The organism is Barnesiella intestinihominis YIT 11860 (genome assembly GCF_000296465.1).
In the GTDB taxonomy this organism is placed as follows: Bacteria; Bacteroidota; Bacteroidia; order Bacteroidales; family Barnesiellaceae; genus Barnesiella; species Barnesiella intestinihominis.
Window position 1 is genome coordinate 620,539 of the sequence record NZ_JH815204.1, and the last position, 25,568, is coordinate 646,106.

Consider the following 25,568-nt stretch of genomic DNA (forward strand, 5'->3'; position numbering starts at 1 on the left):
ACATAAATTTTAATGAGCCGATTCGAATTCTTCGAGGAAACGTACATCGTTCTCAGAGAACATTCGTAAATCTTTGACTTTATATTTCAGATTGGTGACTCGTTCGATACCCATGCCTAATGCATAACCGCTGTATATTTTACTATCTATGCCACATGCTTCGAGGACATTGGGGTCTACCATGCCGCAACCCAGAATTTCGACCCAACCGGTATGTTTGCAAAATGCACATCCTTTACCCCCGCAGATATTACAGGATATATCCATTTCGGCAGAAGGTTCGGTAAACGGGAAATAAGAAGGACGGAGTCGAATTTGAGTTTCTGATCCGAACATTTCTTTGGCAAAATAAAGCAACGCTTGCTTCAAATCGGCAAAAGAAACATTTTTGTCTATATATAAGGCTTCTACTTGATGGAAAAAGCAGTGTGCCCGGTAAGATATAGCTTCGTTGCGGTAAACACGACCCGGACAAATGATGCGGATAGGGGGTTGGGAGTGCTCCATCGTTCTTGTTTGTACAGACGAGGTGTGTGTACGAAGAAGAATATCGGGAGAACGTTGTATAAAGAATGTGTCCTGCATATCGCGAGCCGGGTGGTCTTCGGCAAAATTCAATGCTGAGAACACATGCCAATCGTCTTCGATTTCGGGACCTTCTGCAATTGAAAATCCCAAACGGGCGAAGATATCGCATATTTCGTTTTTTACTAAGGAAAGCGGGTGTCTCGATCCTAACGGAATGGGGTAGGCTGTTCGTGTCAAGTCTATATTTTGAGATTCCGAATGGGTATCTTCGAATTCGCTTTTCAAGGCATTGATTCTTTCTGTTGCAAGAGTCTTCAATTCATTCAGTTGTTTTCCTACTTCTCTCTTTTGTTCGGCGGCGACAGTTCTGAAATCATTGAAAAGTTGAGAAATTTCTCCTTTTTTACTTAGATATTTTATACGAATATTCTCTAAATCTTCTGATTTAGAAACTTTTAATGCCTCGATTTCTGCTTTGATACGTTGGATTTTTTCAATCATACCTGTATAATTCTTATTTTTAAATGCAAATTTAATAATAAATGACTTCTTTTTGGGTGGATTTTTGAGAAATATTTTTTTTGACGAATAAAAAAGGGAATCTGCTGAAAAAATATTCCTTTATTACTAATTTTGTTATGAATTTAAGAAGTAACGATATGTCTGTCTCTCCATTTTTACAAAGTATACACGAGTTTGTCGAGGATAAAAAACTTTTAGACAAATCTGGCCCTGTTATCGTTGGTGTGAGCGGAGGAGCCGACTCTATTGCGTTACTTCATGTCTTGAAGAGTTTGGGATATTCGTGTATAGTCTGTCACTGTAATTTCAATTTGAGAGGTGAAGAATCTTTGCGGGACAGGAATTTTACTCGGCAGATAGCTTTTGAGTGGAATTTGCCGTTCGAGGAGATTTCGTTTGATGCTTCATGTTATGCGATGACCAATAATGTGTCGGTCGAGATGGCTTGCCGCCAACTGCGATATGATTGGTTTGAAGAGAAAAGGAAACAATATCGGGCACAGGCGATAGCCGTGGCCCATCATCGGGACGATAGTGTGGAAACCCTGTTGCTGAATTTAATTCGAGGAACCGGGATTGCCGGTCTTACGTCGATGAAACCACGTAACGGATTTGTTGTGCGACCGTTGTTGACCGTTTCCCGTAAAGATATAGAATCGTATTTGTCGGAACATGGGGTGTCGTATGTGGTCGATTGTACCAATTTAGAATCGGTTTATATCAGAAATAAAATTCGATTACAAGTATTGCCTTTGTTACGTTCGATCAATCCGTCGGTTGACCATTCCATATATTCTTCTATTTTGAATTTGAGGGAAGTGGAATCGGTCTATAAAGCGGCTATACATGAGCAGGAGCAAAACGTGTTGGAATATAAAGGTGAATATATTTATATTCCGGTGGAGAAACTGAAACAGCTTCCGTCGCCTAAGGCTTTCTTATTTGAATTTTTGACTCCTTACGGCTTTGTTTCCGAACAGATAACAGAGATAATATCGTCTTGTGGCGGTATTTCTGGGAAGGTGTTTTTATCTCGGAATTACAGAATCGTTAAAGACAGGGAATATTTGATATTGGAATCACAGGAAAGAGAAGAGGCTGGGACGGTGGTAGAGAAAATCGAAAGTCTCGAAGAATGTGGAACTTTGTTACACGGAAATTTATTGTATCGATGTCTGGACAACGATGAAACGTATTGTTTCTCTCGTGATAAATCCTATGCTTGTTTCGACTTGGACAAACTTGTATTTCCGCTAATTATTCGCCGGTGGGAGACGGGAGATCGTTTTACCCCCTTTGGAATGAGAGGCAGCCGTAAATTGAGCGATTATTTTAGAGATAAAAAATATTCTCTAATCGATAAAGCCAATGCTTTGCTGCTATGTTCGGGAAATACGATAATATGGATATTGGGAGAGCGTGCGGCCGATGGATATCGAGTGACTGTGGATACAAAGAGAATAATCGAATTTAAATATGAAAAATAGTTAAATAATAAACTTATTTTTACATTTCTTGTTTTGTTTGACAAATCGGCCGTATATTTGTACGGTGAAATTGCGTAGTGAAATTCTGTACGCAGTAAATTCAAAAATCCAATAATTATATTTGTTCTTTCAGCCAGTATGAGTAATCATGCAGGTAGCTTTAATAAATATAAAGTGTAAATCATATTTATTTATTCATGTATAATATTTTAGAATTGAGCGCTAAAACTCTTGACCAGTTGAAAGTGATAGCTGCTGAAATGGGTATCCAAAAGATTGATGGTATAGAACAAGAAGATCTTGTCTATAAAATTCTTGATCAACAAGCTATTGATATGGCAAGTAAAGCTGCCGCTAATCCTCCTGCTCCGAAAAAGAGAGGTCCTAAACCTAAGAAAAATAAAGAGAAGCCTGTACTTGAAAAACCGAATGAACTAGAAAGTAAATCAAATACGGAGCCGACACCGTCTCCATCTGTGGAATCGACAGGTGTGGAAGATACGAAAGAGGTGAAAAAGAAAGGCAGAAAGAAAAAAAGCGATGTAACGAGTGAAACCTCGAAAAAAGAAGATTCAAAACAGGATAATGTTATAGAAGTAAAAGATATTCCTTCTATTATAGAAGAGACTGGGTTATCTTCTCATCCCGCTTTGAAAGAGCCGGTAGCCGAACTATTTGAGAATTTAAAAGAAAGCTCTATGGCGTTGGTGGAAAATAGCGGTTCCAATGAAAACGAAGAGCTTCCTCAGCAAAGTACACAAGGAGGGCAACCCAAACAACGCAAACGGATACAAAAGAAAGCTCTTCCAGCTGAATTGATAAATGAAGCTCAAAACACACTGCAAACACCCTCGCCTTCTGTTCCGGTTACAACGCCTTCCACCCCGGTAGAAAACAAGCAACAGGAAATTATTCAACAACAGCCCGCTACCGCAAATCAAGGACAACAAGCACCGTTGCCTACATCGTCGTTACAGACATTCTTCCCACATAGCGAAAAGCAAAGATTTGTTCCGAGAGGACAGCGCACATTCGTCCCACAGAATAGGAATAGCCAGAATAATGCAGGAAATAACAATGGGCAAAACCAAAACTCGAATAATCAACAAACGTTTGTCCCTGAGCCGAAACCTGTCGAGAGACCATACGATTTCGATGGAATATTGACAGGTGTGGGGGTATTGGAGATGATGCCCGATGGGTATGGATTTCTTCGTTCGTCCGACTACAATTATTTGACTTCTCCCGATGATGTCTATGTTTCTCAATCGCAAATAAAGTTGTTTGGTTTGAAGACGGGCGATGTCGTTGAAGGACCTATTCGTCCTCCTAAGGAAGGAGAGAAATATTTTCCGCTGGTGAAGGTGGAGAAAATAAATGGTCGCACACCCGAATATGTTCGAGACCGTGTCCCGTTCGATCATCTTACTCCTCTTTTCCCCGATGAAAAATTTGATTTGACGAGTGGAAAATACTGTAATTTATCTACTCGTGTGGTCGATATGTTTTCTCCTATCGGTAAAGGACAGCGTGGATTGATCGTTGCACCTCCTAAGACGGGTAAGACCGTGTTGTTGAAAGATATAGCCAATGCTATCTCTGAGAATCACCCGGAGGTTTATATGATTATATTGTTGATCGACGAGCGTCCCGAAGAGGTTACCGATATGGCCCGTAGTGTAAAAGCCGAGGTTATCTCATCTACTTTCGACGAGCCGGCCGAACGTCATGTGAAAGTGGCTAGTATCGTATTGGAAAAAGCCAAACGTATGGTTGAATGTGGTCACGATGTTGTCATTCTGTTAGACTCCATCACTCGTTTGGCGAGAGCTTATAATACGGTTTCTCCGGCCTCCGGTAAAGTGCTCTCTGGTGGTGTCGATGCCAATGCGTTGCATAAGCCTAAACGCTTTTTCGGTGCGGCTCGTAATATAGAGAACGGGGGAAGCCTTACGATTATCGCTACTGCTTTGACCGAGACCGGTTCGAAGATGGACGAGGTGATATTCGAGGAGTTCAAGGGAACGGGTAATATGGAGTTGCAGCTCGATCGGAAATTGTCTAACAAACGCATTTTCCCGGCTGTTGACATCACGGCATCGAGTACTCGTCGGGACGATTTGTTGTTACCGAAAGACACACTCAACCGTATGTGGATATTGCGTCGATACTTGTCCGATATGAATTCGATAGAGGCAATGGAATTTATGCGAGACCGTATGGAGCGTACTTCTTCGAATGAAGAACTTTTGCTGTCGATGAACGATTGAGTATCGTAATAGATATAAAAAGAAGGCCGGTGAAAATTCCAATTCACCGGCCTTCTTTTTATATGGACCAAACAAAGTGAACAGAGTGTGTGTTATATGAATAAATGTATAAGAAAATGGAGATACCCTCGATACAACTGAGTTTGGAACATATAGAGGAGTTAGATTTTACCTGTCCTGCGGCAAAAAAATCGATAAATATAGGAAAAGAGATTATTCCGGTTAAGTTTGTGGTAAATATTTATCCCGATGTTAAACGGGATTATTTTAAGTTGATAACAGGAGTCCGTTATATTCGTCGTCGTAATTTTATCGGTCAAGAACTTCTTTTTTATAGAATCGCTGTGGTTTATAAAATTGAGAAATTGAAGGATTTTGTTAAGCTCGAAAATTCCCAAGTCACAGTTGATACTCGGTTACTTGCATTGTTATTGAGTATATCAATCGGGTCGATGAGAGGAATGTTGGCACTACGTACGCAAAATACAGTGTTCAAAAATTATCCGTTACCTCTGATAAATGTATCCGAAATATTAACTTCCATGAATATAACCGATTCTGAGGGTATCTGGGAGAACTTGAATATATATTACAATAATTGAATCCTCGATGAATAAATTGATTTTGCTCCGGCATGGAGAGAGTATATGGAATAAGGAGAACCGATTTACGGGGTGGACAGATGTCCCATTGTCCGAAAAGGGGAGAGATGAAGCTCGTCGGGCAGGAGAGCTGTTACGGAGTTTTTCCATATATCCCGATATTTCGTTTACGTCTTTGTTAAAGCGTGCTATTGTTACTCGCTTTTTAGTTATGGAAGAATTGGATAGGTTGTGGACTCCGGCATATAAAGATTGGAGGCTCAATGAACGACATTATGGTGCGCTGCAAGGCTTGAATAAGTTGGAAACATCTGAGAAGTATGGGGCGGAGCAAGTTCATATTTGGCGACGGAGTTATGATGTCAGACCTCCGCAAGTAGGAGACGAGGATCCCAGATATCCGGCTCATGATGCCCGTTATCAGATGGTTCAAGAAAAACTGTTACCTCATGGTGAATCGCTTGAAGATACTGTTCATAGAGTGTTGCCTTGTTGGAAAGAGCGTATTTTGCCAGAGGCTGAGAAAGGCAAAACGATACTGGTTGCAGCTCATGGAAATAGTTTGAGGGCCTTGATAATGATGCTACAAAATTTATCGCCCAAACAAATTGTAGATGTAGAAATACCCACGGGAAAACCTTTAATCCTTGAATTAGGAGAAAATTTAACGGTTTTGAATCAATACTATTTGGGGTAAAATAAGCAGCATGGGCTGTGGAAGTAAAATCTTTTTTAGCTTCCATGATATATTCTTTTTCGGTTTTCTGTAAATAGCTATATTTGTCCGATTATTGATTTAGGTATGAAGACGAATAAGACGAATGCGGCTCGGCTGTTGGATAGGGCGAAAATACCATACGAATTGATTCCCTATGAAGTCGACGAGAATAATTTAGCTGCTACTCATGTTGCCGAACAACTGGGTGAGAATATAGAACAAGTATTCAAGACTTTGGTATTGCGTGGCGATAAACACGGGATATTCGTTTGTGTGATTCCGGGCGACAAAGAGGTCGATTTGAAAAAGGCTGCTAAAATATCGGGAAATAAGAGTGCCGAGATGATTGCCATGAAGGAACTGTTGCCGACTACCGGATATATTCGGGGTGGTTGTTCTCCCATTGGCATGAAGAAAAATTATCCTGTATATATCCACGAAAGTTGTCTGTCGCATGACCCTATTTATATTAGTGCCGGACAACGAGGATTACAGATAAAAATAGCAGCCGGGGCTCTTATAGAGTTTGTTTCAGCGGAGGTCGGAGACCTTGTCGGTTAATCTTGGTACGCGATAGATTCAGTGTGATTAGTCCACAGGGTGTAAAATGTCTTGTCCATATAAGATGATTATAGAACCCGAAGGGGGATACATAGGTGTGAACAGAGTCTTCGTCTTTATTCACAGTCTTTTTTCATAGTTTCCTGTTTAAAGGCTCGGATAAGCCGGGATTCTATGCGGAGAAATTCTTGTTCGAAATTAGGAGTGAAGATTCCTTTCCCCATATTTTCATGTATTTCTGAAAATGTCCAGAACTTTCCGTCGTCGATTTCGACTGGATCGATTTGCATTTTTCCGGTATATACCGTATAGAATGTGTTTACCATCTCGCGTTCCTGATCCGATTCGAAGATATAAGTAAGCACATGTATCGGAATGAAATGCGTGATTCCCAACTCTTCGCGAACTTCTCTTGCCAACGCTTCTTCGACGGTCTCCCCGTAATCGATATGACCGCCTACGGCCGTATCCCATTTGCCGGGTTGAATGTCTTTATTCGTCGATCGCTTTTGAAGATACAACTCCCCGTCGTTATTTATAATATGTAGGTGGACTACCGGGTGGAGTAATTTCGATCCGTTGTGGCATTCACGGCGGGTCGCTTTTCCTATTGTGTTACCTTGTTCGTCTATCAGAGGAAACCATTCTTCTTTATTCATGATTCAAATGAGTATTCGGGTTATAGTCTTGAATACGTTTTTGCAGCGTTTCTTCATCGAGAGGGTTCCCGGCTTCGTCGAATGGCAACCTGAAACCGCATCCTTCTTTCCATCGGCTGCATCCGTATGCCGTCTTTCCCTGTATGATATGGCCGGTGTGGCATACGGGACATGATAAAAGTTGTTCTTTTGGTTTCTTCTCCGTAGATGTTTTATTTGTTGTTTTTTTCTTCCCGGGTTTGGCCGATGTCGTTGATTTTTTCTTCGGTTCCTCCGGGGGTGGAGCCGCTGTGATTTTGCCGGAATTGTCGCTTAGTACGTACAAAACGATTTCGCCCACCATTTTTTTCAGTTCTTCCAGGAAATCGGCGGCACGATATTCGTTGCGTTCTATTTTACGCAATTTGTTTTCCCAAATACCGGTCAATTCGGCCGATTTTAGCAACTCGTTGCGAATAGTCCCGATTAGTTCCACTCCTGTTTGAGTGGCAACCAGATTCTTCCTTTCTTTACGGATATAGTGGCGTTTGAACAGCGTTTCAATAATGGCGGCTCTCGTGGAAGGACGTCCGATACCGTTTTCTTTCAAGGCATCTCTCAGTTCTTCGTCCTCTACCGATTTTCCAGCCGTCTCCATGGCTCGCAATAATGTGGCTTCGGTATACGGTTTGGGAGGCTGGGTCCATTTTTCTGCCAAAGAAGGTGTGTGGGGGCCGGTTTCACCTTTGGTGAAAGCAGGCAAGGTGCTTTCCAACTCTTCGTTATTTTCTTCTTTCCCGAATACGGTTCTCCACCCCGGAGATAAGATTTGTTTCCCCGTGGCTTTAAATTCGATTTGATTTACCTCGCCCAGTACGACCGTATTGGAAACGATACAATCGGGATAGAATGCCGCAATAAATCTTCGGGCCACTAAGTCGTACACTTTTTGCTCTTCGCCCGTGAGGTTGGTTGCCTTTACGTTCGTGGGAATGATAGCATGGTGATCGGTCACTTTGGAGTTGTCGAATACCTTTTTGCTCTTGGGGATCTTCCCGGTCGAAAAAAGGGCTGTTAATGTTGTGTAAGCTGTTAATGCCGACATTATGCCCGGAACCTTCGGATATATGTCGTCGCTTAGAAATGTAGTGTCGACGCGAGGGTAGGTGGTTACTTTTTTTTCGTAAAGCGACTGAATGATTTTCAAAGTGTTTTCTGCCGAGAAAGAGAATTTTTTATTACACTCGACTTGAAGGCTGGTTAAGTCGAATAATCTCGGTGGCGCTTCTTTTCCTTGTTTGGTCGTTATATCGGTAACCGTGAAGGGGAATCCCTCTATCTTTTGTAGAAATTCTTTTCCCTCTGCTTCGGTTTGAAATTTCCCTTTGGTGACGGCGAATGTCGTTTCCCGATATAAGGTTTTCAATTCCCAATAAGGTTGAGGAACAAAATGTTCGATTTCGAGTTGACGGTTTACGATTAATGCCAAAGTGGGAGTCTGTACCCTCCCGATGGAAAGGACTTGACGGTTCTGTCCATATTTCAACGTGTAAAGCCGGGTAGCGTTCATTCCTAATAACCAATCGCCGATAGCCCGTGAAAGTCCGGCAAAATAAAGAGAGTCGAATTCTGTTTGAGGTTTGAGATTTTGAAATCCCTCTCGTATGGCTTCTTCTGTCAAGGACGATATCCAAAGGCGGTAGACCGGGCATTTACAAGCAGCTTTTTGCATAACCCATCGTTGAATGAGTTCCCCTTCTTGACCGGCATCACCACAGTTTATGACGGCTTCGGCGTTGGACATGAGCGATTCTATGATACCGAATTGTTTTTCGATACCCCGGTCGGAGATTAATTTAATCCCGAATCGGGTGGGTATCATGGGCAGGGATCTCAATGTCCATTGTTTCCACGAGTCGGTATATTCATGAGGCTCTTTTAATGTGCAGAGATGGCCGAAAGTCCAAGTCACCTGATAGCCGTTTCCTTCGTAATATCCGTCATGTCGGTTTTTTGCGCCTACTATATCGGCTATTTCTTTGGCTACACTGGGTTTTTCGGCTATACAGACTTTCATTATATTGTTTTGTAGTTTAAACGAAGAAACAAGGAACGACAAAATCCGTTTTTCCGGTCGTGTCTTACTGCTGCTCTTTTCCGAATGCAAAGTTACATTTTTATTTTCATTCTTCGTAATATCCGGTCAATGGCCTTGTAGAGATTGGGGCTTGTAAGAAAAATTTGTCTGGTCGATAACTTTTAGAAGTCTGCGGTCGGTAATCGGGGCGGTAAATTCTTTTATTTCAGTTTCAGTCAGTTTCCTGTCGAGGGAGTGTATAAGCCTGATGATCGAGAGGGTATTAATAAGCTGGCAAGTGAAATCGGTAGATGGTCCGAAATAGGTTTCGTATGTTTGTTTTCTGAGTGCTCGGAGTTTCTCTTCTCTCATGGAAATTTGTTCTTTTTCGGATTTTTTGTTGAACGACTCTATGGTTCTTTCTACATTATCGGGTGGCGTTTGGATCTCTCCGAATACAAATTTCAGAGTCTCTTTTTCGGTATTTGATAAGTCCATATTTCGCTTTTCGAGAGCTTTTATAAAGTCTGAATATTCCCAATTAGGAGGTGTCGTCATGGCTCTCCAACTTTCCAATAACATTAAAAAAGGCAGGTAATATTCCGAAGTCGTAGATAAAGGGTCATTCATGGCAAAAATATCTGCGAATGATATATAATCTATATTTTTAATACTATATTCGTTTATAATATTTTCGTCTATAATATTCATATATACAAATATATGATAAATAAAATTATAGTAATTATTTAGAATTGATAAATGATAAGATGTATCAGATATTTCTCCTTGATTATATTTCGAGTTTACATATTCAAGTTTTACTTTAAATTTATTTTCTTCCGAAGTATAATATTTTTGTGTTGAAAGGGTGTTTAGGCTTTTTATCCAATCTTCCGTTTCTGAAATGTTTTTTAATCGTATTTCCCTTAATTCGTAATTGATTCGGGCATTCTTGCCTCGGTATGTCGAATGAACGCAGTTTTGTTCTATTTCTCCTGAATATCGATAGGGAGCGAATAATTCGTCCAAATACGTTTCTATGTAAAGCGTATCTGTTGATTCGATATAAAAAGGGATATATCGATCCCCAAAAATTAGTTTTTGTTGGATTGGATAGCGTGTAGGGATTTTTGCGGAGAACGAACCGTCTGGTGCGATAGGAATGTTTATTTCGGTCTGTTTCCCGGAGAACAGATCGTCCAGTATGATTTTCCCGTCGGGTAAATTCAACCGTTTGTGATATCCGACGAATTTACCTTGTAGTATAGCTGTGTCTGTGTCGAAGGTTATTGCTGGTGTAGCAGATCTGTATATAGGGTTGGGTTGTGGATATATGGAAGTCTTGTTCCTTTTTTCGGTTAGAGATAAACCTATAATTCTGATTTCGTTGGATTTTTGATTTCCGATGATATCGACCTCCGTTAAGGACGGAGGGAGTGCAGGAAAATCCATTTCTATATGGATCGTACTGTCGCTATCGAATTGGAAAATTCGGTCGAAATCGACACCGTCTATATCCCGTACTTTCCCAGAAAACCGTTTTATACTGTCTTGGACGACCCAATCGTCGTGTATGGTGAGAGACGTATGTGGTAGTTGTTTTAGCGTGATGTACATTCGGCTTACGGTGTCTCGTAATAGAATGCTGTCGACTGTTACAACCGGCGTATTTCGAGCGACCCAGTTCGGGTTGGTTATTATTTTTTCTGCATGAAGCGAAGATATGAGCAGAGGTAGGAAGAGTGATAAAAAAGCTCTCATTAGTGATTCGTTATATGTGTTATAGCGAATGAACAAATGAGAGCCGTAGTAAGTTCAATTTGATTACAGTCCTTTTTGTTTGGCTTCGTCCCAAATGGCATCCATTTCGGCGAGAGACATATCTTTTAGATTTTTACCTTTTTGTAATGTTTCCTGTTCGAGGTAGTTAAACCGTCGTATAAACTTTTGGTTCGTATGTTCCAATGCATTTTCCGGGTTGATGTCATAAAGTCTTGCCGCATTGATGAGACTGAAAAATAGATCTCCGAATTCATTTTCCATATTATCCGGGTTCATGTTTTCTATTTCATTTTTCAGTTCGCCGAACTCTTCAAAAACTTTGTCCCAGACTTGGCTTTTTTCTTCCCAGTCGAAGCCTACATTGCGTGCTTTATCTTGTATTCGATAAGCCTTTATTAGAGCCGGTAAGGCCGATGGCACGCCTTCGAGTACGGTTTTATTACCGCCTTTTTCTTTCAGTTTGAGTTCCTCCCAATTTTGCTCAACCTCGTTCGATCCATCGACATGGGTTGTACCGAATACATGAGGGTGGCGATAGATTAGTTTTTCACAAAGAGCATTGCAAACATCGGCAATATCGAAAGAACCGTTTTCTTCTCCTATTTTAGCATAGAAAGCGATATGTAACAATACGTCTCCCAACTCTTTTTTAGTGGCTTCGTTGTCCTTTCTGATAAGAGCATCACAGAGTTCGTAGGTCTCTTCTATCGTGTTGGGACGTAAACTTTCATTCGTTTGCTTATGATCCCACGGACACTTTTCGCGTAGAATATCGAGGATATCGATAAACCGGCCGAATGCCTCTATTTTTTCTTCTCTCGTGTGTGACATGTGTTTATTTATTAAATGCTTTTAGTCCTTTTTGTAAGAAATCGATAAATTTAGCTACGCTTTCATTGTATCCGTATGGGGCGGCTAATGGCTCTCCGTCACTATTGATAATAACATAGTATGGTTGAGCATTGGCTCCGAATTTATGTCTTTGTAAGAAACTCCATTTTTCACCGACGGTCGTTAGTTTTACCGATTTCCCATTTTCGGTTACCGTAATGGGCTTCTTTAATTTTTCTTTGTCATCGACCATTAAGGTAATAAGTACGTATTTGTTTTCAAGAATCTGTTTTACAACCGGGTCGGTCCACACGGAAGCCTCCATTTTACGGCAGTTGACACAACCATACCCCGAAAAGTCGATGAGTATGGGCTTCTTTTCTTGTCGGGCGTACGCCAAACCCTCGTTATAGTCGTTGAAAGCTGCGTGAACTTCTTTATTATATAAGTTGAAATCCTGGGTATATAAGGGGGGCGCGAATGCACTGATCGCTTTTAACGGAGCTCCCCACAATCCGGGAATCATATATAATGAAAAAGATAGCGAAATGATGGCGAGGAATAGACGGGGGACGGAGACGTGTTTAATCGGGGAATCGTGCGAAAAGTTGAGCTTACCGAGCAGATAAAATCCCAACAATGCGAAGATAACGATCCAAAGCACCAAAAATGTTTCCCGGTCGAGTATGTGCCACCCATAGGCGAGATCGGCTACCGATAGGAATTTAAGTGATAATGCCAATTCCAAAAAGCCTAATATGACTTTGACGGTGTTTAACCAGCCTCCCGATTTAGGCAATTGTTTCATTAAAGAAGGGAACATGGCAAATAATGCGAACGGTATGGCTAAGGCGATGGCGAAACCTCCCATTCCGACAGCAGGTGCGAGCGTCCCGCCCCAAGAAGCGGCTTCTACTAATAGAGTGCCGATTATGGGTCCGGTACAAGAGAAAGAAACCAAAACCAATGTAAACGCCATGAAAAAGATAGCGATGATACCGGTTGCGGTGTCGGCCTTCCTATCGAGTTTATTACTCCATGATGCAGGTAGGGTTATATCGAAAGCCCCGAAGAAGGAGACTGCGAAAAGAACCAACAGTGCGAAAAACAGTATGTTGAACAAAGCGTTTGTCGCTAAATCGTTAAGGGCACTGGCTCCGAATAGTAGGGTAATCAGTAAACCCAGTCCTACATAGATAATGATGATGGACAAACCGTATAAGATGGCTTCGCCGATCGCCTTGTGCCGGCTTTGTTGTTTTTTCAGGAAAAAGCTCACTGTTAGGGGAATCATGGGCCAAACACAGGGTGTTAGTAATGCTAACAATCCTCCGATAAATCCCGATATGAAAATAAACCAAAGAGAACTTTCTTGCAATAATTTTTCGGTACTCATTGCTCGAAGTTCTTCAACTACTGGCTGCCAGCCTTTTTGACTGGTTAAATTGGAAGATGAGTTTGTATTAAGATTTACAGGAGTCATAACCGGGGCGGTTGTCGTTGGAGTTTTGCTTTCTCCAAAGGAAAATTCATGTTTGGTTGGAGGCAAACAAGTTACATCGTTACACGCTTGGTAAGTAATGTATCCTGTAATTTTAAAACTATCGGGATTTTCTATAAATATAGTTTGCTTGAAATCTATTGTAGAATTATACCACCCCAATTTCATATCGAATAAAGCGCTATATTCTTCATGAGGTCGTTTAGACGGGGTTACATCTCCCTTTAACGACACATTAGATATATCGTCGAAAGAGAACGAAGTAGGAATAGGTCCTCCGGAGGGAATATCGGTAGCATATAAATGCCAACCATCTTCTATATATGCGTGAAAAACAATCTCCTTCTCATTACCTTCTCCTTGCATGGAAACTTTCCATTTGACAGGCTCTATAATTTGAGAATAACTACTCATGCAAAAAAGCATGCCGACGATCAATAAACCTAAAAACTTTTTCATATTACCCAATTTTGTGTGGCAAAGATAGTGCAAACGAGGGCAGAAACAAATTTATTTGATTATGCCGAGTGCCGCCTATTTTCGCATTTTTGCAAAGATAGTGCAAACGAGGGCAGAAACAAATTTATTTGGTTATGCCGAGTGTCGCCTATTTTCGCATTTTTGCAAAGATAGTGCATATTAGTCAAATCGAAAACCGATTCGGCGATATGATTTGGGAAATAATAGATAAAATATGTAGATGAACAAAAATAGTGTTCGCTATGTGGATAATAATTTTTACCTTTGCCATGAATGTAAGTATAGTCTTTTCATCGTTAAGTAAAAATCAGACAATAAAGACAAATGATCAATAAGATAATTGCAGAAGAAAAAATACAGCAGGTTCGTAAGTTCTTGGAGAAAAAGGAAAAGATTGTGATTACATGTCATGTATCTCCTGATGGAGATGCTATCGGAGCTTCGTTGGGGTTGTATCATTTTCTTGATGGGTTAGGGAAAGAAGTAAATGTGGTTGTCCCGGATTTACTCCCTAGGAATCTTCTGTTTTTGAAAGGGACGAAAGAAATCGTAGTCTATACTCGTTATCCCGAGTTTGCCGAAAAATTGATGTCGGAGGCTGAGCTTATATTCTGTTTGGATTTTAATGCTATCAGCCGTATCGACCGGTTGCAAAAGTCTGTGTCTTTATCCGAAGCGAAGAAAGTCCTTATCGACCATCATTTGAATCCGGAGGATTTTTGCGATGTTACCATCTCTCACCCGGAGGTTGCATCAACCAGCGAATTGATTTTCAGGTTGATTTGTCGCATGGGTATGTTTGATCGCATGGGGCTGTATTCCGCAGAAGCCATCTACACGGGAATGATGACCGATACGGGGAATTTTACCTATAACTCCAACATTCCCGAAATGTATTACATCATAGCAGAGTTGGTAAAATTAGGTATCAATAAAGATAAAATTTATGCTTTGGTATATAATACCAATTCGGTAGATAAGATAAAATTGAACGGATATGCCGTCAGTGAGAAAATGGAAGTTTTCCCGGAATATAAGGCGGCTATGATATCGCTTACCCGAGAAGAATTGAAGCGGTATGATTATCACAAGGGTGACAGCGAGGGTCTGGTAAACGTACCTTTGGGTATCGAAGGAATAAGGTTTTCTACTTTTTTCAGAGAGGATAAGGAGTATATAAAAGTCTCTATGCGTTCCAAAGGATTTTTCCCGGTTAATAAAGTTGCTGCGGAGCATTTCAACGGCGGAGGGCATTTAAATGCCGCCGGTGGAGAATTTCATGGTACGATGGAAGAGGCTCAGGCTCTGTTAAGGAGTATACTACCTTTGTATGATAAATATATGGTGAAGGATAAAGACTAAGAAGTATTTGATAAATATGGTAAAGATAGCACGAATTTTATTTGTTTTTTTTACGGTTATGATGGTATTATCGTCTTGCGATAATGGAAAATCCTATGCCGATTTGTTGAAAGAAGAAGATAAGGCGGTGAAAGCCTTTTTGGCCGATAAAATAGTAATTAACAGCATTCCGGCCGATTCGGTATTTGTTACTTTGCAAGATGTCGGTAACAACGATACGTTGGCAGTGCCCTATTATCGTTTGGACGATGACGGCAATGTATATATGCAGGTTCTTGATGCCGGGATACAAGACGATCGTTTTGAGAAGGGGAATGATGTAAACATTCGTTTTCTTAGGGTCGATTTGAAAGCATTGATGAATGGCGAGAATCCCGATCCGGTGGGTAATACGAATCCGGCCGATTACATAACGATTCGTTTCGGTGAAACGACATTGTCTTCGACAACTCAATATGGGACGGGTATTCAATACCCGATGTATTTTCTCGGCAATGAATGTAAAGTCAATTTGTTGATTCGTGCAAAGTTGGGATTTACGGCTGAAACTTCTACGGTTATACCGTATCTGTATACTATTAGCTATAACAAATCAAAATAAAACAAAATGTCTCTCATTAAATCTATTTCAGGAATTCGCGGTACAATCGGAGGAAAAGCCGGCGATGGGCTGAATCCTTTGGATATCGTTAAGTTTACGGCAGCGTATGCTACCTTTATTCGTAAAAACACACCGGTAAAAACGAACAAAATTGTTGTCGGACGTGATGCCCGCATCTCTGGCGAGATGGTGAAACATACGGTTATCGGGACTCTTATGGGAATGGGATTCGATGTCGTGAACATCGGATTGGCTACTACTCCGACCACCGAGATTGCCGTGACTATGGAGAAGGCTTGCGGTGGAATTATATTGACAGCAAGTCACAATCCCAAACAATGGAATGCTTTGAAATTGCTGAATGAGAAAGGTGAATTTCTTAATGCCGCCGAGGGACAAGAAGTATTAAATATAGCTGCTGCCGAGGCATTCGATTTTGCAGACGTCGATCATTTGGGGCGTTTGTATGAAAACAACACATATACGCAAAAACATATCGAGAGTGTTTTGGCATTGGATTTGGTCGATGTCGATGCGATTCGCTCGGCCGGATTCAAAGTAGCCATAGATTGTGTAAATTCGGTAGGCGGTATTGTTATCCCTGAATTGTTAAAGGCTTTGGGAGTAAAAGACGTTATAGAACTGAACTGTACGCCTGACGGAAAATTCCCTCATAACCCCGAACCTCTTCCGGAAAATTTAACTCAAATAGCCGGTGTAATGAAGGAAGGAAAAGCCGACGTCGGATTCGTTGTGGATCCCGATGTAGACCGTTTGGCAATCGTATGCGAGAATGGCGAAATGTTTGTCGAAGAATATACCTTAGTCGCTGTGGCGGATTATGTGTTGAAACATACTCCCGGAAATACGGTTTCGAACCTAAGTTCTTCGAGAGCGTTGCGCGATGTCACACGTCTGTATGGACAACAATATAACGCCTCGGCCGTGGGAGAGGTCAATGTAGTGACTTTGATGAAACAGACCGGAGCGGTTATAGGCGGCGAGGGCAATGGCGGTGTGATTTATCCGGCCAGCCATTACGGTCGTGACGCTTTGGTGGGTATCGCTTTATTCTTGTCGCATTTGGCGAAAGAGAAAAAGACTGTCAGCCAGTTGAAAGCCACATATCCGGCTTACAGTATAGCCAAACAGAAAATACAACTTACTCCCGATATCGATGTCGATGCCTTGTTGGTTGCTGTTAAGGAAAAGTATGCTCAATACGATATTACGGATATCGATGGAGTAAAGATCGATTTTCCCGATCGTTGGGTGCATTTGCGTAAGTCCAATACGGAGCCTATCATTCGAGTGTATTCCGAAGCCCGTACTCCCGGATTGGCCGAAGAGACAGCTGCCGGAGTAATGGCTGTAATTGCAGAGATGACAAGGAAATAATGCATGATTATATTCTGACAGAAGGAGGAGACTCGTCGAGCCTCCTCCTTCTGTTTTTATCTAGATGTTTTTACAATCCGTTCGCTTCTCGTTTTTTCGTTTGTGAATATCTGTACTACATATATACCGTCGGTCAGATTTGAGACATCTATATGCTGATTGTCAAAAGGCAGGGGGTATATTTTCCCGGTAAGGTCTATGGCGTTTACTCGAATTATATCGCTCTCGGTAGTATTAATTTTATCTTTTGCATAGGTAGGATACAACTTTGCCGATTGTTTGTTTTCTTCGATTCCTGTATTTCCGTTTTTCACGATTTTGAAAGTATCGAATAGAGTCGCTTGGGCATTTGCATCCGATGTGTATGTTTTGACTTCTATTTCAGAACTGCTTACGCTTATTTCACTAAATGCAGGTGCTCCGGGTTGTCCATATTTCCCTGTGAATAAATCCCAATAACCTTCGACTTTATGTTTGTCAAATCCTGCTTCCATTTCGTCTTGTGTATAAGGATAGTAACGTTTTCGTCCACAGGTTCCGTTTACAAAGTAAAGAGTCCCGTCCTTTACATTGAATGTCCCGCCTTGTTGTCCTTTGGGGTTTTTATTGCTGTCGGGAGAAACTAGTTCTACATTTGTCACGCTTCCCGGAACGATCGTTTTCGTCGTATTGTTTATGGGACCCATTACTTCATAAATGTGGTCATGCCCTTGTATGACAAAATCTATGTTCAATTCTTGAAATACAGGCAGTAGGGTGGCTCTGAACAAAGCCCCGTCTTCATCGGTCTGATGTCCGCTACCGGTAAATAAGTTTTTATGTACGGCAGCAATTCTCCATTTGGTATCGGGATATTTTTCTACTTGGTCTCTAAACCAATTGGCTACGTCGTTGCTCAGATATGTACTGGTCCCATTCGCATAACTGTAACTTCCCCGCCAAAAATCTTGATGGCTATATACCATAAATAAAGCATCGCCATAAACGAATGAGTAGGTAATTCCATCGAATTGAGGTTTGACTGTCGCTGTTTCGTTGAAAGTCTTGTCGGTATTGAAATGATATGTATAATTCAAATTAGGAGTGTCATCGTGGTTTCCATCGGTCGGAGCTAAGGCCATTCGGGATAAAAGAGGTTTCATGCTTACTTCGAACCATTGTTCCCATTCCCATTCGGAGTTTTGTTCTGTTCCTGTTTCTACAAAATCACCTGTGAACAACAAGAATTTTGCATCGGGAACTTGTTGGGCTGCCGTGATTGCAGACCATCGTGCATTTTCTACATACTCATTGTCCATAATATGGGAGTCTGTCATATATAAGAATTTAAATTCTTCCTTGTTCGTATTAGCTGTAATGAAGGATTTAATATCGCTCCAATTCCCATCATATCCCACACGATAGGAATAGGTTGTATTCGGGGTAAGTCCGGTAGCGATGGCTTTATGGCTTGTGTAATTGAATTTTGTGTTAGTGGGTAGTGCGGCTGCTTTTAATATGCCACTGGTACTTACCGCATAATTTAGATTGTTTGCAGCTTGATGAGCCGCTTCTATTTCTGTGGCATTTGTAAAATCCGATTCGACAGCATTGCTTTTGGCTACAATTTGTACTTTCCCGGAAGAAATACCACTGTTTGTAAACCAAGCGAAAGCCATTCGGGTGGACGGGTCTCCGTTGATATTTGTAACTACGCAATAGGGCATACCTTTGGGTACGAGTGCTTGAACCTCTTCTTTCAAGGCGAGAAGGTTGATTTGAGAGCTGTCAGCTCTTGCGGCCTCTTTGGCCATAAGCATTTTTATGTAAGAGGGAATCGTATAGTCATCTTGTGACAGTTTATCGGCTTCTAATACATCGGGGTGTATAATGATAACAGGTTTTTCGGTGACTGTTATGTGGCAAGTATCTTTAAAGTTGCCGTCTAGGGTCGTAACGATAATTTTTGTTTCGCCTATACCTTTTCCTGTAACTAATCCACCCTCGACGACAGCTATCGAATTGTTTAAAGAATTCCAAGAAACTTTTTTATTAGAGGCATCGGACGGTAGTACGATAGCAGATAACCACTGTTGTTGCTCTTCTTCAATAGATAGAGATTTAAGTGTCAGAGAAACAGATTGTACAGCTACATCTTTTGCTTCTGGATCATATTCATAAGCTCCCAAATCATATCCGGTTCCTTTGGGACGAACGGTCCCTTTTATGTCGTAGGCAGGAGCATCGTTATCGGCAACCCCTTTGTCGATACACGGGGAGTTATTTGAGAATGTCCAGTCTGCTGCACGCATGGCTTCTATATCGGCGGCAGAGGTGGGAATACCTATAAATAGAGTGGGGGATTTGAAGTTGGGCCCGGTCGCATCTGTATTTATGGAACTTAGAGTTAAAGCATCTTTGGCATCGGCAAATCCACTGACCGCCGCGTTGTGGCTCGAACCGTTTCCTTCAATAAAAGCGATAGGATCGCCGAATCCTTCTTCTGCTTGATTGTTCCAACAAATCGTATTGATTGTTTTTCCTTCACTATGGATTGCGGCATATTGGGAGCCATAATTACAAGCTATTATACAGTTTGCCACAATGCCGGAAGGATTATAAATACCACCACTATTGGGCCAACCGCTTACTGTTGCCGAATTGTTATGGATAATACAGTTTCTGACGATACCGCCGTTCTCGTTGCGTATGGTTCCATATTTGCCTTGATTGCCTCGCATGATACAGTTTTCGACAATACCACCGGAGTTACGTATCGCACCACCGGAACTGGTGGAGGAGCATAGCTCTATAATACAATCTTTTATAACTCCTCCATCATTGAAAACTCCTCCTCCGTTTTGTCCTTTACAGTTTTTGATACGGCATTTCGAAAGAGTAATATTCGCCCGGATATAAGCTGCTCCTCCATCGCTGCTATGTTCGGCATTTTGAAGTGTAAGTCCTTCTATGAGGGTTGGATTTTCGCACGGGGAATCGTATTTGACGATTAAGTATTTTCCCAAACCTGTTCCGTCGAGTATGGTTTCGAATGTTTCGATGTTTCGTGCACCTGTATCTGCATTATATCCGCCTAAAATATTTACTCCGTCTACAATAGATACATATTCATTGTAGAGTCCCGAAGACACAAATACCGTATCTCCTGTATGGCAGCTTTCTACGGCCGATTTGATGGAACCTTTTGCGGTAGCCCAAGATAACCCGTCACCATCACAACCTGCCGATACATATCGGTTTGTGGCATTACACCAATTACTCGATGCCAATAAGGCTATCGATAATGTCAAGCAAGATAATTTTTGTTTCATAATATTAATTATTTGTTAATGAATTTGTTATAAAATTATTTTAAACGGGCATATTTGATTTCTTATTTTTATATGTTTTATAGCACATATTTTGAATGGATATATTTTAATAAATTGACAATTAGGTGTTTGTGTCTTGTCTGTGGATATAGATATACCTTTCGGATACTTTCGAAATGAAATATATCGAAACCTTATACAGAGGAATAAGCCAATAGAAGAATTATTTGCTCCTTATATCGGAATGAAGAACAGATGAAATTGAAAGGATTGCTTTCTTTTGAATGAGAATTTTAGAACATTTTTGTTGATGGGGTAGGTATATTATAGCCTTTCGTTCAAGAGGTTTGCAATATCGGTGGTGAGGTTTTCCTCGGTGACAGTCTGTACGGTAGATAGTCGAATGAATTTATCGCTTGGTGTACAGATAACTGTAAATACAGCCGACAAACAGGGCTCCGCCTACGATGTTGCCGAATGTGGCAGGAATGAGATTTGCCAAGATGAAATCGCTCCAACTTATCGCAGCTCCTTGCAGCATGCCTAATGGGATAAAGAACATATTAGCTATGCTGTGTTCGTAACCTATGGCGACGAAACACATGACCGGAAACCAGAGACCCATCATTTTCCCAGCGGTGGAGTGTGCACTGAATCCAAGCCAGACAGCGAGGCAAACTAACCAATTCGCTCCGATTCCTTTGAGGAAGACGACCCACCCAGACATGTCTACTTTGGCTTGTGCGATTTGGACAATGGCGCTTTTCCACGGGTCGGCATCAACGATGCCCGTACACCATACCATTATATAAACGAAGAAAATCGCTCCTATGAAATTGCCTATATAGACGATCGTCCAGTTTTTCAATATGGGCATGATTCCGTATTTCTTCTTCATAAATCCGGGAATCAGCACGGCATTGTTACCGGTGAAAAGCTCTGCCCCGGCCAAAACGACCAAGATAAGTCCCAAAGGGAACATGCAACCTGACAATAGTTTTTGTAACCCCGGATTTCCTGCTGTCCATTCGGGGAATCCGTATCCGATGAGTAGGGAGAGAAGTCCTCCCATAGCGATGTAAATCCCTGCCAGCATTGCTGCGACGAGCGTTCGAGGAAAGGATAACGAGATTTTATTCAGTGCAGCCCGTTCGGCTTGGGCTACTATTTCGGCGGGTGTAGAAAATGACATGATAAATTTGTAATTACGAGGATAGGAGACGGTTCTACATTGTCAAACCACAAACAAGATTTACCTTTTGTTATCTTTGTTATAGCAACCACAAATATTACTTTGATTGCCACATTTTTTATTGCTGGAAATTCGTCATCAAAGGTAGACAATTAAAATAATATACGCACTACTTTATTTGTTTTTATTATAAAATATTGTTTGGGAGGTTGGCGGGGGGATTATCGAGGAAAATACTTAGAGGAATATAGTAAAAACGGCTGTCGATTTTCTATCGGCAGCCGTTTGGGTGATTGGGTGTACCGACAAATAAGTAAATCTATTTATCGGCCAGTTAAGCATGAATTTGTTTTATGGCTATTTGACGAGTACTTTGGTAACTCCTTTTTCTGTATGGACAAGGTAGCAGCCTGCGTGCTGCATGGGAATGACTTCGTAATCCGTATGCAAAGAGGCATTCGTTATCGTTTTACCATCGAGCGAGTAAACGGTGACCTGTACTCCTTTCAATCCGGTCAATATGATGTTTCGTCCTTCGCTGTATATCGAGCTGTTGTCTGCTGTGTTATCTGCTATACCGGTACTGCCGGAAGTCAAGGTAATGTTGTCTATGGCTATGCGTGCACCGGCTTTTTCTGTTTTCCCACGGAAACCTAACTGTATGCGTTTATTGCCGGCCAATTGGTCGAGCGGGAGGCTTACTTTGGTCCATTCGTTAGAACCGTCCGATCGAAGAGCCTCGCTTGCTGCTTCGTAGATTGTGCCGTTTACGGTGGTTTCTACCGTCAGTTCTGCGTCTTCCGTGTGCAGGTAGAATTCAAGCGTGAGTTTGTCTTGCCCGGTAATGTTGATAATAGGGGATTCAAGGCGACTGTCATCTGCTTCCGCTTTTTTATTTACCAACATGGCGTAGCCGTTATCTTCATCTTGAGCGTCCAGAGAACCGCCGTTCTGATACATACCCCACGCATCATCTCCGCCTACGGTAGCTACCGACCATGTTTCGGTGGAAACGTTTCCTTGGGTAAACGATTCGGCGAAGGGGAATGCGAGAGGCGTACCCAACATAATGCCGAATGGGGTGTAAGCACCCTTACCTCCGGCAGACACGGCGCAGATGTATCCTTGTGTGTAAGTTTGTTTGGTAAGCCCGGCAGTTGTCATGAGATAAGAGGTTTCTTTTATGCCGGTAGCCATGTCTATTATACTGCCGAAAAGGTATGTCCCGTAGTTGTAAGTCAGCTCTTCGGGATTGATGAATCCTCCGTTGGCTCCTGTTTCCGCCGGGGCATCCCACGTCAATAGAGCGGCCTGGTCGTTTTCATCGTCCCAACTGGCAATGAGGTTTTGTACGTGTTGCGGGATATCCGTGCCGATGAAAACAGACTTTTCGGCATCGCGCCCGCGTCCTTGTTCATCGTACACGATGACGTTATAATGGTTCATACCTTGCACGCCATCGACCGTGAAGGAGTATTCTTTCCCTTTTTCCACTTCATTTTCAGTTAGGATAACGTTCCCTTCCTTGAGAATCTCGATTTTGGAGAGGGTGGTGAGTTCATCGCCATTGATGGCTTTGTTCGGGGCTTTGAATGTCAGAACAGCTTTCAAGGCGCCGGTCGGATCGGGAGTGGCGGTGAAGTCGGTTACCGAATCGGGAGCGGTGGTCGGTATGAATGGCTCGATAACGATGTCGTCTATGTAAAGCATATACATACCTTGGCTTGTGTGGTGGAAGCCGAAGTAGTAAGTGCCTGCTTCCTGTACTTCAATGACCGATGACTTTTCGAGGTAAGTGTCACCGCTGACTGTGTAGTCGCCAAGCGCATTAAGCATACCTTCAACCGTGTTTTTGGAACCGAATGCGGTGCTGAAACTTTCTGTGTAGAATTCACCGTATCCTTTTGTTTTGAATGACAGTTTATACAGATAATCCGTTCCCAATTCGATGGGAGGTGTGATGATCCAATCGTCGGCGTTCTTGTCTAACTGGTCGCTTCCGGCAGCATTGTTTATCCAAGCCCAAGTCTTGCCGTCTTCGTTGGCATCGATAATGGTGAAGATGTCGAGTGCGCTGGCGTGGTCGAACGTTTCTTTAAATTCACCCTTGAACGCCGAGCCGAAGTGGATGCGGTTCGATTCGGTGGAGACTCCCGCTTTTTCAGCTACCGCTGTTACCGTGTAGTAGTAATTGCCCAGCACGTCTGGCAGGTCTTCCGTGAAAACGGTCGCCGTGTATTCGGCATTTATCGTATCATTGCCGGGATAGCGCACGAGGATATATTTCAGTAGTTCGGCGTCGAAGTGTCCGCCGTTGGCTCCATTGACGGGAGCCTCCCAGCTTACGGTGGCATGGTTGTCTTCCAGTGTGAATTGCAGATTGCCCACGGCTGCGGGGCTATCTATGCCGGCGTAGATTTCGATTTTGCTTTTCACACCGTCACCTTCGGCGTTCGATACGAAAGCTTCCACTTTGTGCGTGCCTTCCGTAAAGGTGTAAAGCGTGGAGAATTCGGCTCCGGCAACGACTGTTGCGTTTTCGAGTGTGAGCTTTTGGTGGTCGACGTAGATGGATACCTCCAACGAACCTTCCAGTTTGTCTCCTTCGAATGTTTTGTTTGGAGCGGTGAAGGTAATGTTGGCATCTAATCTTTCCGGCGAAGTATAGTTTACGCTCAGCTTATCGACGGCTGCGGGTGCTTGAAGGGCTGCTGCCGGTGGCACAGTGTAAAGTCCGAGTAGGACGACGGTTTCGTCATAATCGCTCACGAGTGAAGCCTTGCCGTTGTCGAGGTTGACTTCATAGAGGGCGGATTGCAATTTGTTGTTGATGGCAGCCCAATACATTTTACCTGTGTTCAGGTCGATAGTTGCGCTTTGACTGTTTGAGGGCATGATCCCAGTGGCGCCGATGGAGGCTGCCGTGCCCGTGGCGGTGTTGATAGTATAAAGGTTGCCATCATCGGCTATGCCGTAAAGAGTCCCTTCTTTGTCAAAAGACAGAGTGAAGTACATGCGGTCGCCGGTGCTTGCCACTTGTGTTGGTTGTCCGGAGAGTAGGTCGACCGTGCAGAGCCTCGTCGTACCTGCTTCGGACATGAATTGTCCGTAAATGGTTTTGGTCTTGCTATCGTAAGCGAGGCTGATAGGATAGTTGTCGTACGAGGCTTTGAGTGTCTGCTGTATGTCTCGCGTCCAGCCGTCCGTGTCGAAGAGGTAGTAATTGACGCCATACACGGTAGAGCCGTAGGTCGTGACTCGGTATCCGCAGAATTTCCCGTCGGCATAGACGGCTGCCGACAGATTGAAATCGGCTGCTGTTTTGACTGGCGTGAAAGCGGTTCCTTCCTCTGCGGGGAAGGAATAAATGCCGAATTCCCCATTTTCGGAAGTACTCCACTTGGAAGAGTAGGTCATACAGCCGAACAGTTTTACACTTTCAGCGGAAGCAGCGGTTTTCAGAGAATGACGGATAGCAGCAGTTCGCTTGCGGATTGTTTTCTGCGGTTTTTTTTCTATGGCGGACAGTTTCTCTAACTGTGCCACTTTGTTGTTTGATTGGGCTTGCAAGTCTCCCAAACCGTTTACAGTGCATACAAGCAGCACTGCCAAAAACAAATTTAAAACTCTTTTCATGCGATAACTAAAATTTGATGAATATACGATGGTTTTTAATACCTATTTATTATTAAATACAAAAATAG

The 25,568-nt window shown here is 42.3% G+C and carries 17 protein-coding genes; 8 read left to right on the forward strand and 9 right to left on the reverse strand.

Annotated features, from left to right (window positions below):
• Window positions 1-9: 9 nt before the first annotated feature.
• Complete coding sequence (gene pheS, locus HMPREF9448_RS07400) at window positions 10-1,029, reverse strand: phenylalanine--tRNA ligase subunit alpha (protein WP_008861971.1); 1,020 nt, start codon at window positions 1,027-1,029, stop codon at window positions 10-12.
• A 137-nt stretch (window positions 1,030-1,166) separates the two neighbouring features.
• On the opposite strand from pheS, the gene tilS reads away from it, so the two are divergent.
• The 5 genes from tilS (at window position 1,167) to ybaK (ending at window position 6,688) form a co-directional block, all read left to right on the forward strand.
• The gene (gene tilS / locus HMPREF9448_RS07405; protein ID WP_087879924.1) at window positions 1,167-2,537 is read left to right on the forward strand and encodes a tRNA lysidine(34) synthetase TilS; all 1,371 of its coding nucleotides are present in this window, start codon (window positions 1,167-1,169) and stop codon (window positions 2,535-2,537) included.
• A gap of 197 nt (window positions 2,538-2,734) precedes the next feature.
• A complete protein-coding gene (gene rho / locus HMPREF9448_RS07410; RefSeq protein ID WP_008861973.1) occupies window positions 2,735-4,807 on the forward strand; it encodes a transcription termination factor Rho in 2,073 nt (690 codons plus the stop codon).
• A gap of 116 nt (window positions 4,808-4,923) precedes the next feature.
• On the forward strand, window positions 4,924-5,409 hold the full coding sequence (locus HMPREF9448_RS07415) for a hypothetical protein (RefSeq protein WP_008861974.1): 486 nt from the start codon (window positions 4,924-4,926) through the stop codon (window positions 5,407-5,409).
• Between the two features lie 7 nt (window positions 5,410-5,416).
• Window positions 5,417-6,106, forward strand: coding sequence for a 2,3-diphosphoglycerate-dependent phosphoglycerate mutase (gpmA, locus tag HMPREF9448_RS07420; protein WP_008861975.1), 690 nt, complete (start codon window positions 5,417-5,419; stop codon window positions 6,104-6,106).
• 105 nt (window positions 6,107-6,211) lie between these two features.
• Complete coding sequence (ybaK, locus tag HMPREF9448_RS07425; protein WP_008861976.1) at window positions 6,212-6,688, forward strand: Cys-tRNA(Pro) deacylase; 477 nt, start codon at window positions 6,212-6,214, stop codon at window positions 6,686-6,688.
• 116 nt (window positions 6,689-6,804) lie between these two features.
• Here ybaK and HMPREF9448_RS07430 read toward each other — a convergent pair whose 3' ends face one another.
• The 5 genes from HMPREF9448_RS07430 to HMPREF9448_RS07450 all read right to left on the reverse strand — a co-directional run bounded on the left by HMPREF9448_RS07430 (window position 6,805) and on the right by HMPREF9448_RS07450 (window position 13,979).
• Window positions 6,805-7,347: an NUDIX hydrolase gene (locus HMPREF9448_RS07430; RefSeq protein ID WP_008861977.1), complete on the reverse strand. Its 543-nt coding sequence runs from the start codon at window positions 7,345-7,347 to the stop codon at window positions 6,805-6,807.
• The gene (locus tag HMPREF9448_RS07435; RefSeq protein ID WP_040296029.1) at window positions 7,340-9,403 is read right to left on the reverse strand and encodes a DNA topoisomerase 3; all 2,064 of its coding nucleotides are present in this window, start codon (window positions 9,401-9,403) and stop codon (window positions 7,340-7,342) included. The genes HMPREF9448_RS07430 and HMPREF9448_RS07435 overlap by 8 nt, the downstream gene beginning before the upstream one ends.
• A 126-nt stretch (window positions 9,404-9,529) precedes the next feature.
• Window positions 9,530-11,167, reverse strand: coding sequence for a hypothetical protein (locus HMPREF9448_RS07440; protein WP_008861979.1), 1,638 nt, complete (start codon window positions 11,165-11,167; stop codon window positions 9,530-9,532).
• Window positions 11,168-11,230: 63 nt separating this feature from the next.
• Entirely contained in the window at window positions 11,231-12,019 is a 789-nt protein-coding gene (gene mazG / locus HMPREF9448_RS07445) for a nucleoside triphosphate pyrophosphohydrolase (RefSeq protein WP_008861980.1), read from the reverse strand.
• A 4-nt stretch (window positions 12,020-12,023) separates the two neighbouring features.
• Window positions 12,024-13,979, reverse strand: coding sequence for a protein-disulfide reductase DsbD family protein (locus tag HMPREF9448_RS07450; protein ID WP_008861981.1), 1,956 nt, complete (start codon window positions 13,977-13,979; stop codon window positions 12,024-12,026).
• Between the two features lie 345 nt (window positions 13,980-14,324).
• Here HMPREF9448_RS07450 and HMPREF9448_RS07455 point away from each other — a divergent pair, with 345 nt between their 5' ends.
• From HMPREF9448_RS07455 to glmM, 3 genes are read left to right on the forward strand one after another with little or no spacing between them, the layout of a single operon-like run.
• Window positions 14,325-15,362 (forward strand): DHH family phosphoesterase, encoded by a 1,038-nt coding sequence (locus tag HMPREF9448_RS07455; RefSeq protein ID WP_008861982.1) that lies wholly within the window; start codon window positions 14,325-14,327, stop codon window positions 15,360-15,362.
• 16 nt (window positions 15,363-15,378) lie between these two features.
• Entirely contained in the window at window positions 15,379-15,963 is a 585-nt protein-coding gene (locus tag HMPREF9448_RS07460; RefSeq protein ID WP_008861983.1) for a DUF4827 family protein, read from the forward strand.
• Between the two features lie 6 nt (window positions 15,964-15,969).
• Window positions 15,970-17,361, forward strand: coding sequence for a phosphoglucosamine mutase (glmM, locus tag HMPREF9448_RS07465; RefSeq protein ID WP_008861984.1), 1,392 nt, complete (start codon window positions 15,970-15,972; stop codon window positions 17,359-17,361).
• A gap of 56 nt (window positions 17,362-17,417) precedes the next feature.
• On the opposite strand, the gene HMPREF9448_RS14185 is transcribed toward glmM, so the two are convergent.
• The 3 genes from HMPREF9448_RS14185 to HMPREF9448_RS07480 form a co-directional block, all read right to left on the reverse strand.
• Window positions 17,418-20,672 carry a metallophosphoesterase gene (locus HMPREF9448_RS14185; protein ID WP_008861985.1) on the reverse strand — a complete coding sequence of 1,085 codons (3,255 nt, stop codon included), beginning with the start codon at window positions 20,670-20,672 and terminating at the stop codon, window positions 17,418-17,420.
• Window positions 20,673-21,081: 409 nt separating this feature from the next.
• Window positions 21,082-21,864 (reverse strand): formate/nitrite transporter family protein, encoded by a 783-nt coding sequence (locus tag HMPREF9448_RS07475; protein WP_008861986.1) that lies wholly within the window; start codon window positions 21,862-21,864, stop codon window positions 21,082-21,084.
• A 357-nt stretch (window positions 21,865-22,221) separates the two neighbouring features.
• Window positions 22,222-25,500: a choice-of-anchor J domain-containing protein gene (locus tag HMPREF9448_RS07480; protein ID WP_008861987.1), complete on the reverse strand. Its 3,279-nt coding sequence runs from the start codon at window positions 25,498-25,500 to the stop codon at window positions 22,222-22,224.
• Window positions 25,501-25,568: the final 68 nt, after the last annotated feature.

What these genes read in the sequence shown, in the direction of transcription:
- HMPREF9448_RS07415 (WP_008861974.1), top strand. Translation starts at nt 4,924, where the DNA reads ATGGAGATACCCTCGATACAACTGAGTTTGGAACATATAGAGGAGTTA.
- glmM (WP_008861984.1), top strand. Translation starts at nt 15,970, where the DNA reads ATGTCTCTCATTAAATCTATTTCAGGAATTCGCGGTACAATCGGAGGA.
- ybaK (WP_008861976.1), top strand. Translation starts at nt 6,212, where the DNA reads ATGAAGACGAATAAGACGAATGCGGCTCGGCTGTTGGATAGGGCGAAA.
- HMPREF9448_RS07450 (WP_008861981.1), bottom strand. Translation starts at nt 13,979, where the DNA reads ATGAAAAAGTTTTTAGGTTTATTGATCGTCGGCATGCTTTTTTGCATG.
- HMPREF9448_RS07460 (WP_008861983.1), top strand. Translation starts at nt 15,379, where the DNA reads ATGGTAAAGATAGCACGAATTTTATTTGTTTTTTTTACGGTTATGATG.
- pheS (WP_008861971.1), bottom strand. Translation starts at nt 1,029, where the DNA reads ATGATTGAAAAAATCCAACGTATCAAAGCAGAAATCGAGGCATTAAAA.
- HMPREF9448_RS07475 (WP_008861986.1), bottom strand. Translation starts at nt 21,864, where the DNA reads ATGTCATTTTCTACACCCGCCGAAATAGTAGCCCAAGCCGAACGGGCT.
- HMPREF9448_RS07455 (WP_008861982.1), top strand. Translation starts at nt 14,325, where the DNA reads ATGATCAATAAGATAATTGCAGAAGAAAAAATACAGCAGGTTCGTAAG.
- tilS (WP_087879924.1), top strand. Translation starts at nt 1,167, where the DNA reads ATGAATTTAAGAAGTAACGATATGTCTGTCTCTCCATTTTTACAAAGT.
- gpmA (WP_008861975.1), top strand. Translation starts at nt 5,417, where the DNA reads ATGAATAAATTGATTTTGCTCCGGCATGGAGAGAGTATATGGAATAAG.
- HMPREF9448_RS07480 (WP_008861987.1), bottom strand. Translation starts at nt 25,500, where the DNA reads ATGAAAAGAGTTTTAAATTTGTTTTTGGCAGTGCTGCTTGTATGCACT.
- mazG (WP_008861980.1), bottom strand. Translation starts at nt 12,019, where the DNA reads ATGTCACACACGAGAGAAGAAAAAATAGAGGCATTCGGCCGGTTTATC.
- HMPREF9448_RS07430 (WP_008861977.1), bottom strand. Translation starts at nt 7,347, where the DNA reads ATGAATAAAGAAGAATGGTTTCCTCTGATAGACGAACAAGGTAACACA.
- HMPREF9448_RS07435 (WP_040296029.1), bottom strand. Translation starts at nt 9,403, where the DNA reads ATGAAAGTCTGTATAGCCGAAAAACCCAGTGTAGCCAAAGAAATAGCC.
- rho (WP_008861973.1), top strand. Translation starts at nt 2,735, where the DNA reads ATGTATAATATTTTAGAATTGAGCGCTAAAACTCTTGACCAGTTGAAA.
- HMPREF9448_RS14185 (WP_008861985.1), bottom strand. Translation starts at nt 20,672, where the DNA reads ATGAAACAAAAATTATCTTGCTTGACATTATCGATAGCCTTATTGGCA.
- HMPREF9448_RS07440 (WP_008861979.1), bottom strand. Translation starts at nt 11,167, where the DNA reads ATGAGAGCTTTTTTATCACTCTTCCTACCTCTGCTCATATCTTCGCTT.